11 protein-coding genes are annotated in these 14,034 nt (G+C 64.5%); 8 read left to right on the top strand and 3 right to left on the bottom strand.

Annotated elements, in window-relative coordinates:
• Positions 1-5: 5 nt before the first annotated feature.
• Positions 6-1,430, top strand: a complete 1,425-nt coding sequence (locus DXK32_RS22680) for an FAD-dependent oxidoreductase (RefSeq protein ID WP_247877292.1) — start codon at positions 6-8, stop codon at positions 1,428-1,430.
• 12 nt (positions 1,431-1,442) lie between these two features.
• On the opposite strand, the gene DXK32_RS22675 is transcribed toward DXK32_RS22680, so the two are convergent.
• From DXK32_RS22675 to DXK32_RS22665, 3 genes are all read right to left on the bottom strand, one after another.
• The gene (locus DXK32_RS22675) at positions 1,443-2,783 is read right to left on the bottom strand and encodes a ferredoxin reductase family protein (protein WP_114860602.1); all 1,341 of its coding nucleotides are present in this window, start codon (positions 2,781-2,783) and stop codon (positions 1,443-1,445) included.
• A gap of 144 nt (positions 2,784-2,927) precedes the next feature.
• Positions 2,928-3,854, bottom strand: a complete 927-nt coding sequence (locus DXK32_RS22670) for a hypothetical protein (RefSeq protein WP_247877291.1) — start codon at positions 3,852-3,854, stop codon at positions 2,928-2,930.
• A gap of 131 nt (positions 3,855-3,985) precedes the next feature.
• Positions 3,986-5,266: an NAD(P)/FAD-dependent oxidoreductase gene (locus DXK32_RS22665; protein ID WP_114860580.1), complete on the bottom strand. Its 1,281-nt coding sequence runs from the start codon at positions 5,264-5,266 to the stop codon at positions 3,986-3,988.
• Between the two features lie 165 nt (positions 5,267-5,431).
• Between DXK32_RS22665 and DXK32_RS22660 the strand changes: the two genes are divergently transcribed.
• From DXK32_RS22660 to DXK32_RS22630, 7 genes are all read left to right on the top strand, one after another.
• Positions 5,432-6,775: a glutamine synthetase family protein gene (locus DXK32_RS22660; RefSeq protein WP_014240470.1), complete on the top strand. Its 1,344-nt coding sequence runs from the start codon at positions 5,432-5,434 to the stop codon at positions 6,773-6,775.
• A gap of 218 nt (positions 6,776-6,993) precedes the next feature.
• Positions 6,994-8,094, top strand: coding sequence for an extracellular solute-binding protein (locus tag DXK32_RS22655; protein WP_114860579.1), 1,101 nt, complete (start codon positions 6,994-6,996; stop codon positions 8,092-8,094).
• Between the two features lie 129 nt (positions 8,095-8,223).
• Positions 8,224-9,399 carry an ABC transporter ATP-binding protein gene (locus DXK32_RS22650; protein ID WP_114860578.1) on the top strand — a complete coding sequence of 392 codons (1,176 nt, stop codon included), beginning with the start codon at positions 8,224-8,226 and terminating at the stop codon, positions 9,397-9,399.
• Complete coding sequence (locus DXK32_RS22645; RefSeq protein WP_114860577.1) at positions 9,396-10,319, top strand: ABC transporter permease subunit; 924 nt, start codon at positions 9,396-9,398, stop codon at positions 10,317-10,319. Before DXK32_RS22650 ends, DXK32_RS22645 begins: the two co-directional genes overlap by 4 nt.
• The gene (locus tag DXK32_RS22640) at positions 10,316-11,149 is read left to right on the top strand and encodes an ABC transporter permease subunit (protein WP_014240466.1); all 834 of its coding nucleotides are present in this window, start codon (positions 10,316-10,318) and stop codon (positions 11,147-11,149) included. Before DXK32_RS22645 ends, DXK32_RS22640 begins: the two co-directional genes overlap by 4 nt.
• Positions 11,150-11,549: 400 nt before the next feature.
• Positions 11,550-12,566, top strand: a complete 1,017-nt coding sequence (locus DXK32_RS22635) for an agmatine deiminase family protein (RefSeq protein ID WP_114860576.1) — start codon at positions 11,550-11,552, stop codon at positions 12,564-12,566.
• A gap of 114 nt (positions 12,567-12,680) precedes the next feature.
• The gene (locus DXK32_RS22630; RefSeq protein ID WP_114860575.1) at positions 12,681-13,904 is read left to right on the top strand and encodes a tyrosine-type recombinase/integrase; all 1,224 of its coding nucleotides are present in this window, start codon (positions 12,681-12,683) and stop codon (positions 13,902-13,904) included.
• Positions 13,905-14,034: the final 130 nt, after the last annotated feature.

The raw sequence follows: 14,034 nt of genomic DNA, 5'->3' as shown, positions 1-14,034 counted from the left end.
CAGTCTTGCCCGTCCTGCCCTGTCCCCCGAATCCTGAATCGGTCACGCTGCCGCCGCGCCGCGCCATGAAGGTGGCGCGCTGCCACGTCCTTGTCGTGGGCGGCGGTCCCGCTGGCATGGGGGCGGCCATCGGAGCCGCCCAGTCGGGCGCCGACACCATCCTGGTGGAGCGCTACGGCTTCCTCGGCGGCAACGCCACGGCGGCGCTCGTCATGCCCTGGATGAGCTTCTACACCCAGCGCGGATCGGTGGCCGTGGTCGACAACACCCGCCTGATGCCGCAGGACCACGGCCCCGGCGAGCCGGTGGTGGGCGGGGCGCTGGCCGTCTTCCTGGGCCGGCTCTACACCAACCAGGGGGCCATTCCGCCCTCGCCGGATACCGGCTTCACCGTTCCCTTCGATCCGGAGGTGCTGAAGGTCACTGCGCAGCAGATCCTCGACGAAGCCGGGGTGAAGGTGCTGCTGCACGCCTTCGCCTCCACCGTGCTCGGCGAGCCGGGCAAGCCGGACGCCGTGGTCTTCGAGACGAAGTCCGGGCCGGTGGTCATCGAAGCCGACGTGATCGTCGACTGCACGGGGGACGGCGACATCGCGGCGCTGGCGGGTTGCGACTACGAGGTCGGGCGGGAGGAGGACGGGCTGACCCAGCCCATGACGCTGATGTTCCGCATGGTCGGCTTCGACCACGACGCTTTCAACGGCTATGTGCGGGACCATCCGACGCAATGGCGCGGTGTGCACGGGCTGTGGGACCTCGTGTCCAAGGCCACCGCCAACGGCGACCTCGATCTGGCGCGCGAGGACATCCTGTTCTTCGCCACCACCCACCCCGGCGAGGTCGCCCTGAACTGCACGCGGGTCACCGGCGCGCTGGGCACCAACGTTTTCGACCTGACCCGCGCGGAGTGGGAGAGCCATCGGCAGGCCGCGCAGATCGCCAATTTCCTGCGCAAATACGCCCCCGGATTCGCCGACGCCTACACCTGCCAGACCGGCACGGGAATCGGCATCCGCGAGACGCGGCGCATCGTCGGCGACTATGCCATGACCGCGGACGATGTGCTGGGCGCGGCGAAGTTCAAGGACGCCATCGCGCGCGGCACCTACCCGGTGGACATCCACAGCCCGACCGGCCGCGGCACGGTGCTCAAGCGTGTGCCCTCCGGCGAATGGTACGAGGTGCCGATGCGCGCCCTTCTGCCCAAGGGAACGGAGAAGCTGCTGGTGGCCGGACGCTGCATCTCCGGCAGCCACGAGGCCCACTCCTCCTACCGGGTAACGCCCACCTGCATGGCGACGGGGCAGGCCGCCGGGGTCTGCGCGTCGATGGCGGCGCGGCGCGGTGAGCGCACCCGCGACATCCCGGTCGGCGCCATCCAGCGCGAGCTGCTGCGCCAGGGCGCCCTGCTGCGTGAGCCGGACGCGTAAGGCTGTCTGGGGTCAGCGCATCGCGAAGAGTTCCTGGTGGAAGCGTTGCTCTACCGGCAGGCCGTGGGCCGCGAAGTCGTTCCGCAGCGCATGCCCGAAGCCCGTCGGGCCGCAGAACCAGACGCTGGCGTCGCGCCAGTCCGGCACCAGGGCGCGGATGCGCTCGCCATCCAGACGACCGTCGCGGCTGTCGATCAGGACATGGAGGCGAACCCCCGCCGCCGCCGCGTCGGCGGTGAGCTTCGCGATCGCGTCCCCGTCGTATTCGCTGGTCGAGTGGAAGAAATTGATGGTTTGCCGTGGCCGTTGAGGGTTCGCCGCCAGGAACTTCATGCGGGCGATGAAGGGCGTGACTCCGATGCCGCCGCCCACCCAGATCTGATGCGGGCAGGAATCGTCGAAGGTGAAGCAGCCGTAGGGCCCCTCCACCGTCACCGCCTGGCCGACCGCCAGCCGTTCCCTCAGCCGCCGGGTGTGGTCACCCAGTTCCTTGACCACGAAGGTGATGCGGCGCTCGGCATCGTTCCAGGCCGAGGCGATGGTGTAGGGATGGGCGCCCTCCGCCTTGTCCGATGTGGCGAAGGCGAACTGGCCCGCTTTGTGGCCCGGCCAGCCTTGCGGAACGTCGATGGCGACCTCCAGCGTGCGCACGCCCGGAAAGTAATGGAGCGCGCCGATCGTGCCCGGAACCCGCCGGTCGGCGGCGATCCGGCCGAGCAGCACGACGATGGCGGCCCAGGCGCTGGCGGCGAGCAGCGGCGCCATCACCCAGCCGATGGGCTTGCTCCAGTAGGTGAAGTCGGTCAGCACGACGGCGTGGAAGACCAGCACGAGGTAGGCGATCGCCAGCAGCCGGTGCGTCCTGAAGAACAGCCGATAGGGGAGGCGTTTGAACAGCGCCAGGGCGATCAGCAGCACGGCCGCGTAGAAAGCCCATTCGCCAAGCCCTTCGGCGGTGCCGCGCAGGCTGCGGAGGGACTGTTCGAGGGCGCTGTCGGGAATCGCCCGCGGCCCCCGCTGCGGCCGGGCCAACCACCCCCAGCCCACCGCCCATTTCGGCCCCTGGGCCCACAGCCAATGGACCACCGCCGCGACGAGACCGGCGATGCCCAGCCATTTGTGCAGACGGTACATCTTGTCGAGGCCGCCGAACCAGGCCTCCGGCCAGCGTGGGCGCAGTGCCAGGATCATCGCAACGGCCATGCATCCGATGGCGACGATTCCGCTGTATTGAACCAGCTGGGCGCGAAGGCTGAAGAAACCGTCGGCCAGAAACACGCCGGGCTCGGCGGCGATCCATAAAATCGTGAGAAGGGCTAAAATCCCCCACAAAGACAGCTTGATTGCTTTCATGGCGACATCCTCCGTGTCGGCCACCGTCAAGGTGTGGATGGAGGGATGTTTGGTGAGCGCCTTTCCGGTGACAAGCCGATTCCGATCATCGCAGCCATTCGAATCTTCGGCCACGGCAACGGCGGGGGAGGGCGGCGAATCCGGTTACTTGCGAATCCAGACCTTGGTTTCCATGAAGCGGTTGGCGAGGAAGCGGTAGGTCTGCTTCTGCAATTGCTCCATGGCGGTGGACTTCTCCACCGGCGTGGTGTCCCAGGCCTGAAGAATGTCCTCCCATTCCAGAAGCCGGGCGCGCAGATCGTCGCGGATCTTCCGGATGAAGGTCACGGTGGTGTCGAAGGCCTTCAGCGCGCCGAAGATCTCGCCGGTCTGGGCGTCCGCCTGCTCGAAGATGGCATCGTAGTCCTTCAGCGGCTTGCCCAGCAGCCCCTGCATGCGCGCCACCTCGTTGCACAGGGTGCGGTCGGTCCGGTAGAGCTGGGTCAGCCGGGTCAGCTTGCCGCTGATGGCGCGGATCGCGTTGAAGCGGTCGCGCAACGCCTCGATGTAGGACAGCTCCTGGGTCAGGTCTTCGATGCGGTCGGTGAGATACTGTTCGTAATTGTCCTTCAGATCGAGCTTCGCCGCGATGTCCTTGAAGGCGGCCTTGACGCGCTGCTTGGTCTGCGGGTCCTCAACGATCTGCTCCAGTTCGTCGGCCTTCACCACGATCATCTCGGTTCCGGAGATCGAGGAGACGAGCTGCACCGTCAGGCGTCCCCGCGCGATGGTCCGGTGCTTCTCCTCCACCGACCAGGAGGCGCGGCCGTCCAGCAATTCTCCTGGAATCTGTTCGCCTGGCCGGATCTGCTTCACATAGGCCAAGCCCTTTTCCACCACGTCCAGCAGCTTGGAGTCGCGGCTGTCCTCCTTGATGTCGAAGGATTCCATCAGCGTGTTGAAGGGCAGGGCGGCCTTCAGATCGCCCAACAGGATGTGGAGCACCGGCTGCTTGGACGAGGGGTCGATGCAGAAGAAGGCCCCGGACAGGCTGAACACCTTATGCTCGAAATCGAAATGCGTGTCCCGCATCGGCGCTGCGGGAGCGGCATCGCTTACTGCGGGGGTGGGCGTCGCCTTGGCATCGGCTTCCGTGCTTCCGGTTTCGGTATCGGTGGCGTCGGACATTGGCAAGGACCGGAAGCGGGAATGGGACGGGCAGGTTACAGCAGATCGCGCAGCCGGAACCAGAGCATCGCGAGGACAAGCGCTGGTGTGCGGAAACGTCGCCCTCCGGGGAAGGGCAGGTGGGGCACGCGGGCGAACACGTCGAACCGCTCGGCCGTACCGCGGATCGCCTCCGCCATCACTCGTCCGGCCATGCCGGCCAGCGCCACACCGTGGCCCGAATAGCCATGGGCGAAATATGTGGTGGGCGTCAGCCGCCCGACATGCGGCATGCGATTCATGGTGATGGCGACATGGCCGCCCCAGAAATGATCGACCGCGGCGTCGCGGAGCTGTGGGAAGACCGCCAACATCTTGGACCGCATGGCGATTTTCAGCCCCGGCGCGTCCAGTCCGGAATAACTGACGCCGCCGCCGAACAGCAGCCGGTGGTCGGCGGAACGGCGGAAGTAGTTCAGCACGAAGTTCATGTCGCTGACCGCTACATTGGTCGGCAGCAGAGACGTTGCGGTGGCCTCACCCAGCGGCTCGGTGGAGATCATGTAGGTGGCGACGGGCATCACCTTGGCCGATAGGCGCGGTGCCAGCGCCCCCAGATAGGCGTTGCCCGCCAGCACGAGAAAGCGCGCCGTCACCCGTCCCTTCGCCGTGCTGGCAACGGGACGATCCCCGGTGTCGATGGCGGTGACGCGGCTGTCTTCGAAGATGCGCACGCCGGCCCGGGCGGCAGCGCTGGCGAGGCCCAGCGCGTAATTCAGCGGGTGCAGGTGCCCGCTTCCGTCATCGGCCAACCCGCCGACATAGGCGTCGCTGCGCACCACCGCCCGCATGGCGTCGCGGTCGAGCTTGCGGACCTTGGCGTAGCCGTAGCGGTCGCGCATTTCGCGCTCCATCGCGGCCACGTCGTCCATGTGGCGCGGTTTCACCGCCGCGTGGGCGAAGCCCCAGGTGAGGTCGCAGGGAATGGCGTGCTTCGCCACCCGCTCGGCGAGAAGCGCCTTGGATTCCTCGCCGAGGTCCCACAGCCGCCGGGCATCCTCCGCCCCGACCCAGCGCTCGATGGTGCTCATCGACTTGTTGTAGCCGGTGATGATCTGCCCGCCGTTGCGGCCCGACGCCCCCCAGCTGACGCGGTTGGCCTCCAGCAGGACCACATCGTAGCCCCGCTCGGCCAGCTCCAGCGCGGTCATCAGCCCGGTGTAGCCGCCGCCGACCACGCAGACGTCGCAGGACAGCGTTCCTTCCAGCACCGGGTGCCGCGGGTGCGGAGTCGCGGTGTCGGCGTACCACGAGCGGATGTGGGATGGTGTCGGCATGACTGCCGAGTTAGGGGAGGGACCCCCGCCCCGTCAATGATTCCAGCGGTCATATGGGCAGGATCTTTGTTCCCCTCTGGCGCGAGGAGGGGGTGCGGGATCATAGTAAGGCGGTCGTTCACAGCAGGGAGGGGCTGCCCACCGTCCGGTGCGGTCCATACGTTCATGGGTTTCATGGAAGACTTCATCAAGAAGAACCGCATCACCGAAGTGGAATGCCTCGTGCCCGACATGTCGGGCATCGCGCGCGGCAAGATCGTGCCCGCCGAGAAGTTCCTGCGCATCCTGCGCGACCGCGGTCTGCGGCTGCCCGAGGCGATCTTCGTCCAGACCGTGACCGGGGAGTATCCGGAGGACGATTCGGTCACCTCGGACGAGAATTCCGACATCTACATGATCCCGGACGAGCGGACGATCCGCTTCGTCCCCTGGTACGAGGAGCCGACCGCCCAGGTCATCACGGATTGCGTCTACGCCGACGGCAGCCCGGTGAACTTCTCGCCCCGCCATGTCCTGAAGCGGGTGCTGTCGCTCTACGAGGAGCGCGGCTGGAAGCCGATGGTGGCGCCGGAGCTGGAGTTCTTCCTCGTCCAGGTCAACAAGGACCCCGACTATCCGCTGGTGCCGCCGGTCGGCCGCAACGGGCGCGTGGAGAGCGGGCGGCAGGCCTTCGGAATCGACGCGGTGAACGAGTTCGATCCGATCTTCGAGATGGTCTACGACTTCTGCGAGGCGCAGGACATCGACATCGACACCCTGACCCACGAGGCCGGGGCGGCGCAGATCGAGATCAACTTCAACCACGGCGACGCGCTGGAACTGGCCGACCAGGCCTTCCTGTTCAAGCGGACCGCGCGCGAGGCGGCGTTGCGCCATCAGGTCTACGCGACCTTCATGGCCAAGCCGATGCAGAACGAGCCGGGCAGCGCCATGCACATCCATCAGTCGGTGGTCGATGCGGATTCCGGGCGCAACCTGTTCTCCGACGCCAACGGGGCGGACACGCCGCTGTTCATGTCCCACATCGCCGGACTTCAGAAGTATCTGCCCTACGCGATGCCGCTTCTGGCGCCGAACGTGAACTCCTACCGCCGGCTGGTGCCGAACTCCGACGCGCCGATCAACGTGCATTGGGGCCGCGACAACCGCACCACCGGCCTGCGCGTTCCCGTCTCGCCCGCCGATTCGCGCCGGGTGGAGAACCGGGTGGCCGGCGCCGACGCGAATCCGTACCTCGCCATCGCCGCGTCGCTTGCCTGCGGCTATCTCGGCATGGCCCAGGGGCTGGAGCCGACCGACCCGGTGAAGGGGTCCGCCTACCGGCTCGCCTTCACCCTGCCGCGCCACCAGGGCGACGCCTTGCAGAAGTTCAACGCCTGCAAGCCGCTGAAGGAGGTTCTGGGCGAGAAGTTCCTGGACGCGGTGACCTGCGTGAAGGAGGCCGAGTACGAGGCCTACCACCGGGTGATCAGCTCCTGGGAGCGCGAGAATCTTCTGCTGAACGTTTGAGCATTTTTCCGCCCCCTTCCGCCGCTGCCGCGGAAGGGGGCGTTTGCGTTCCGCAAAACCCGCAAAACCACCCGCAAATCGTTGACAACGAACCCCCCCGTGGGTGCAATAGCGCTCGCGCCGGGGACGCTGCGCGCTGCGCGCCGCCCCCACGTCGAATGGAAAAAAGTCGACCAGTCACGAACTGACGAACGATCCAGAATTCGGGGGCTTTCTGCATGAAACGTTTCGCTCTCAGCGTCATCGGCGCCGTCGCGGCGATCGCCATCGCCGGCCCGGCGCTGGCCCAGGCCAAGAAGCCGGTCAACATCTACATCTGGAACGACTATCTGGGCGAATCGACGCTGGCGGACTTCACCAAGGCCACCGGCTACGACACCAAGGTGGACCTGTACGACAGCCTGGAACTGCTGGAGCAGAAGGTGCTGGTCGGCAAGTCGGGCTACGACGTGATCGTTCCGACCGCCGAGCCGACCCTGTCGCGCATGATCCAGGCGAAGGTGGTGGCGCCGCTCGACAAGGCGAAGATCCCGAATCTGAAGAACGTCGATCCGAAGGTTCTCAAGCTCCTCGAGAACTCGGACCCCGGCAACAAGTTCGCCGTGCCCTATCTGGGCGGCACGGTCGGCATCGCCATCATCCCGGAGAAGATCAAGGCCGTCGCTCCCGACGTCCCGCTCGACAGCTGGGACCTGATCTTCAAGCCGGAGGTGGCGAAGAAGGTCGCGGCCTGCGGCATCACCGTGATGGATTCGGCCATCGACGTGATTCCGTCGGTGCTGAACTACCTCGGCCTCGATCCGAACTCCGAGAAGAAGGAGGATCTGGACAAGGTCGAGAAGACGCTGCTGGCGGTGCGTCCCTACATCAAGCAGTTCGTCACCGGCCAGAACATCAACATCCTGGCGGGCGGCGACGCCTGCGTCGTCATGGCCTACAACGGCGACGCCATCCAGGGTGCGGCCCGCGCCGAGGAAGCCAAGAACGGGGTGAAGGTCGAGTACATCACGCCGAAGGAAGGCGTGCAGGTGTGGTGGGACACGCTGGCCATCCCGGCGGACGCGCCGAACAAGGAAGGCGCGCACGCCTACATCAACTTCATCCTCGACCCGGCGAACATCGCGGCGGTGTCCAACACGGTCAGCTACGCCAACGCCGTTCCGGCCTCGCTGGCCTCGGTCGACGAAAGCGTGAAGACCAACCCGGCCGTCTTCCTGCCGGAGAACAGCAGCCTCAAGCTGTTCGCGCTGAAGTCGATCAAGCAGACCACCGACCGCGCCCGCACCCGCGTCTGGACCAAGGTCAAGACCGGCAAGTAAGCGCGCCGCGAACCGGCACGCACGACACGCGCCCTGGTCGCTCCCTGTCGGGAACGGCCGGGGCGTTCCCATGATACGGCCGGCGATCATGCGTGGGCCGTATGAGAAAAGGACGCCGAGAGGAGCCGCATGGCCGTCCAGCCGATCCGCAAGCCCACGCGCCTTGAGCCCTGGCAGGACCCGGGACAGAAGCCCTATGTGCGAATCGAGAAGGTGACCAAGACCTTCGGCGATTTCGTTGCCGTGGATGAGGTCAGCCTGTCGATCTACCGGGGTGAGTTCTTCGCCCTGCTGGGCGGCTCCGGCTCCGGAAAGACGACCCTGCTGCGCATGCTGGCCGGGTTCGAGACGCCGACCGAGGGCAAGATCTTCATCGACGGCGTCGACATGGCCGGCATCCCGCCCTACGAGCGGCCGGTCAACATGATGTTCCAGTCCTACGCCCTGTTCCCGCACATGTCGGTGGAGCAGAACGTCGCCTTCGGCCTCAAGCAGGACGGCGTCGCCAAGGCGGAGATCAAGGAGCGGGTGGGGGCGATCCTCGACCTCGTCCAGCTCGGCCAGTTCGGCAAGCGCAAGCCGCACCAGCTCTCCGGCGGCCAACGGCAGCGCGTGGCGCTGGCCCGCTCGCTGGTCAAGCGGCCCAAGCTGCTTCTGCTCGACGAACCGCTGGGCGCGCTGGACAAGCGGCTGCGCGAGCGGACCCAGTTCGAGCTGGTCAACATCCAGGAGAAGCTGGGCGTCACCTTCATCGTGGTCACCCACGACCAGGAGGAGGCGATGACCATGTCCTCGCGGATCGCCGTCATGAATCATGGCGTCATCGCCCAGACCGGCACGCCGACCGAGATCTACGAGTACCCGCAGTCCCGCTTCGTCGCCGAGTTCATCGGCTCGGTGAACATGTTCGAGGGCAGGGTGGTGGAGGATCAGGCCGACCATGTGCTGATCCGCTCCGAGGACGCCGGATGCGACCTCTACATCAACCACGCGGTGGCGGTTCCCGCCGGCGCGACGGTGGGCGTCGCCGTCCGTCCGGAGAAGATCGCGCTGAGCAAGGAGCCGCCGGTCAACGCCGCGGCCAACGCCGCCGCCAACGCCGATGGGCGCAACGTCACCAGCGGGATCGTGCGCGAGATCGCCTATCTTGGCGATGTGTCGATCTATCTGGTCGAGCTGAAGACGGGCAAGACGGTGCGCGTCACGGCGCCCAACGTGGTGCGGCGCACCGAGATGCCGATCACCTGGGACGACGAGGTGTATTTGAGCTGGCGTCCCTTCGCCGGGGTGGTGCTGACGCAATGATCGACCTTCTGCGCCGGATCGGCCTGTGGGGGCGGGGGATGGTGGTCGCCATCCCCTACCTGTGGCTTCTGCTGTTCTTCCTGGTGCCCTTCCTGATCGTGTTCGGCATCAGCCTGTCGGAGGCGATGCTGGCGCAGCCGCCCTACGCGCCGCTGATCGACTGGCTGGTGGACGAGGACGCGGGCACGACCAAGCTCCAGATCCTGCTGAACCTGTCCAACTACCTGCGGCTGGGCGGCGACGACCTTTACATCCTGGCCTATCTGAACTCGGTGAAGATCGCGCTGGTCACCACCGTCTGCTGCCTGCTGCTGGGCTACCCCATGGCCTACGCCATCGCCCGGGCGGAGCCGTCCAAGCGCGGGCCGCTGATGATGCTGGTCATCCTGCCCTTCTGGACCAGCTTCCTGATCCGCATCTACGCCTGGATCGGCATCCTGAAGGCCAACGGGGTGGTGGACAACCTGCTGCAATGGACCGGCCTGACGACCGAGCCGTTCGAGCTGCTCTATTCCGACTGGGCCGTCTACATCGGCATGACTTACTGCTATCTGCCCTTCATGGTGCTGCCGCTCTACGCGACGCTGGAGAAGCTCGACCCGACGCTGCTGGAGGCGGCGGCGGACCTCGGCTGCCGGCCCTGGAAGGCGTTCCTGACGGTGACTCTGCCGCTGTCGCTGCCGGGCATCATCGCCGGGTCGCTGCTGGTCTTCATCCCCTCGGTCGGCGAGTTCGTGACTCCGGAGCTGCTGGGCGGCCCGGACACGCTGATGATCGGCCGCGTGCTGTGGAACGAGTTCTTCGCCAACCGCGACTGGCCGGTCGCCTCGGCGGTGGCCATCGCGCTTCTGCTGTTCCTGGTGGTGCCGATCATGGTCTTTCAGCATGTCCAGGGGCGTCAGACGGAGGCCGGTCGATGAAGCAGATGGGAAAACTGGCCTGGGCGCTGTGGTTCGGCTATGCCTTCCTCTACGTGCCGATCGCGCTGCTGATCTTCTACTCCTTCAACGAGTCGCGGCTGGTCACGGTGTGGGGCGGCTTCTCGACCAAGTGGTACGCGGAGCTTCTGCAGAACGACCAGCTTCTCGGGGCGGCCTGGCTGTCGCTCAAGGTGGCGGCGATGTCGGCCACCGCGTCGGTGGTGCTCGGCACCGTCGCCGGTCTGGCGCTGGCCCGCTTCGGGCGGTTCCGCGGCCGGACGCTGTTCGGCGGCATGATCACCGCGCCGCTGGTCATGCCGGAGGTCATCACCGGCCTGTCGCTGCTGCTGCTGTTCGTGGCGCTGGAGCAGGCCATCGGCTGGCCGGACGGGCGCGGGATGACGACGATCACCATCGCTCACACCACCTTCACCATGGCCTATGTAGCGGTCATCATCCAGTCGCGCCTCGTCAGCCTGGACGAGAGCCTGGAGGAGGCGGCGATGGACCTCGGCGCCCGCCCCGCCAAGGTGTTCTTCGTCATCACGCTGCCGATCATCGCCCCGGCCATCGTGTCGGGCTGGCTGCTCGCCTTCACCCTGTCGCTCGACGACGTGGTGGTGGCCAGCTTCGTGTCGGGTCCGGGCTCCACCACGCTGCCGATGGTCATCTTCTCCAGTGTGAAGTTCGGCATCAGCCCGCAGATCAACGCCCTGGCGACGCTGATGATGGTGGTGGTCGCCACCGGCATCTTCATCGCCAGCCTGGTCATGGCGCGGCAGGACCGTCAGCGGAAACGGGACGAGCAGATGGCGGTGCAGGGGGGCTGAAGAGCCCCCTGTAACCCCCGAACAGCGCCTCATAGGGGCTATGCCGTTAGGCCGCAGACGGTGGGGTGGCCGTTTGCCGTTGCATTTGCTAGTGTATTGGCATCTGCAACAGCGAATGAGGTCGTATCGTGCGCGCGCTCTTATGGTTCCCGATGCTTCGTCTTGGTTTTTCGATGCCTTTTTCGGCGCCCAAGCGCCGTTATTCGGACCGTCCGCCCTCCCGCCGCTGAGCGGTCGAGCGCGCTGCCCTTTCGGGCATTCCGGTGGGCCCTTTGGTGGCCGTTGCCAAATCCTCCGCTCCGTGGTTAGGGTGACCGTGGGTCACGGGTGACGTCGTGACGACCCGCTCCGGCCACGCACAAGAGCCGGGCCATTCAGGGATTTGGCAGGAGATTCAAAGATGACGACACCGGCGGCGGAAGGCTTCACCATGCCGGGCGAATGGGCACGGCACACCCGCTGCTGGATGGCGTGGCCGTGCCGGCCCGAGACGTGGCCCGAGGGGGCCTTCGACGCCGCCGCCGCCGCCTACACCGACGTCGCCCGCGCCATCAGCCGGTTCGAGCCGGTGACCATGGTCTGCGATCCCGCCGACGTTGCCGACGCTTCCCTGGCCTGCGGGCCGGGCGTCGAGATCCTGCCCCTGCCCATCAGCGATTCCTGGATTCGCGACACCGGACCCAGCATCGTCACCGATGGGAAAGGTCAGGTTGCCGGTGTCCATTGGCGCTTCAACGCCTGGGGCGGCAACTATCCCGACAGCGCCAAGGACCAGCAGGTCGGGCGCCTGATGCTCGACCATCTCGGCCTGCGCCGCTTCGAGGCGCCCCTGGTCATGGAGGGCGGCTCCTTCCATGTGGACGGGGAGGGGACGCTGCTGACGACCGAGCAGTGCCTGCTGAATCCCAACCGCAACCCGAATCTTGGCAAGGCGGAGATCGAGGAGCTTCTGAAGGAGCATCTCGGCATCTCCAGCGTGATCTGGCTGGGCGAGGGCTACCAGGACGACGAGACGGACGGTCACATCGACGAGATCGCCCTCTTCGTGAAGCCCGGCGTCGTCATGGCCATCACCACCGACGATCCCGGCGACGCCAATTTCAAGGCGTTCCAGGACAATCTGGACCGTCTGAAGCGTGCCCGCGACGCCCAGGGGCGGGAGTTGGAGGTCATCCCGGTCCGCCAGCCGGCGCGGCGCGATGAGAACGGCGTGCGGCTGACCCTGTCCTACACGAATCTCTACATCGCCAACGGCGGCATCGTGATGCCGGCCTTCGAGGACTCGGCAGATGACGAGGCCTTCCGCATCGTGCGTCGCGCCTTCCCGGACCGCGAGGTGGTGCAGGTTCCGGCGCTGGACATCGTGCGCGGCGGTGGCGGCATCCACTGCATCACCCAGCAGCAGCCAGCACCTTGATTTTTAAGGGTTTTCCGGCAAGCGGCGGTGTTGGGCAGTCGCTGGGCGGTATTGCAGGTCAATGAGTTAGCTGGTAAAGGTGGGGCACCAGTTGGGCAATCCCGGTGTCCCCACATGCCACGTTTGCTTGATGATCCCGAAGCACGCCATCAGTTCCATGACGGAAAGCTGGTGGTGTTCAAGCGCCTCGGTTCTCCCTATTGGCAAGCACGCATCTACATTGCGGGCGCAAGGAAGTACCTGAATCGCTCGTTGAAGGTCACCGACCTCACAGAAGCCGTTCGGGCAGCGGAAAAAATTTTCCGCCGAACTGAATTTCAGATTGATGAAGGACTTCCTGTCCTTGAAATGCGGGTGGCTAAGGCAGCCGAACTCTACCTTACAGAGTGCGAAAAACTTCTTAGTCATGGAGTGGGTAGTAGTTCTGTCCACGTAAAGAATAGGAAGAATGTGCGGAATTACATTAAGCCTTACTTCGGCGATAGAGGGTTTTCGTCGATTGGTAACTTTGAAGAAAACGAGTATTTCAAGTGGAGAATTGTTAATTCTAAATTAGGTGGAGGTCGTCCTGCAAAGTCTACTCTCCATGGAGAAATCAGCCTGATCAACGCAGTTATTGAGTGGGCCGAGTCAAAGCGGCATATTAAGCGGGGCGCTGTTCCAAAGCTCTCGATGCCTAAAGAGATGAGAAATGTTTCTCATGGGAAGAGAGCGTTCTTCGAAGAAAAAGAAATTACCTACATTTTGGACAAGCTTAATGACTGGCATTTGATGGCTTCGACGCCTAAAGAGAAGCGTGCCAGAAATGCTCTTTTGTACCTTGTGCCGATAATGTACTACTCGGGCATGAGGACAAATGATATTGAACTACTCCGTTGGCGTGATGTGCGGATGTACGATCATGATGGAACAAAGCATGTAGAACTTTTCTTGCGGGGAAAGGAATCCAGCAAAGTTCATGCAGCGTGGGTCGTGGCCCAACCCGAATGTCATAAGTACCTAGTATGGTGGAAACTACAAATATCACCAGTGGGAGGTGAGCCTAATCCTGACGATCACGTATTCTGGCATGAGGCGCGAGAATTCCCTTTGTATGAGCAAGCATTCCGCAATTTCCTGAAAAAGCATGACATTTGGTTAGATGCGGATGGAAAGCCTCGTTCATTGTATTCGTTACGACATGCGCATGCGATTGATAGGCTAAAAGCTGGGGTCAATGCTTTTGTTCTTGCAGAAAATATGCGCACATCGGTGCAAGCGATACGAGATCATTACGGGCAAGTGAAAAACCGCGTCAACACCGCCGAAATTACAAAAACGCAAAGCAGACGCGAATGATAAGCGACAGAAACCGTTGGTATCAAATATTGAATGTTGACGCTAGCGTGTATGAAGAGCGTTTGTCTCATACGAGGTAGACTATTAACTGTTATGAGAAGCATCACTAATTTCTTACCAACATGAAATT

The organism is Azospirillum brasilense (assembly GCF_003349955.1).
Lineage (GTDB): Bacteria > Pseudomonadota > Alphaproteobacteria > Azospirillales > Azospirillaceae > Azospirillum > Azospirillum brasilense_B.
This window is presented reverse-complemented; position numbering and strand designations above follow the sequence as displayed.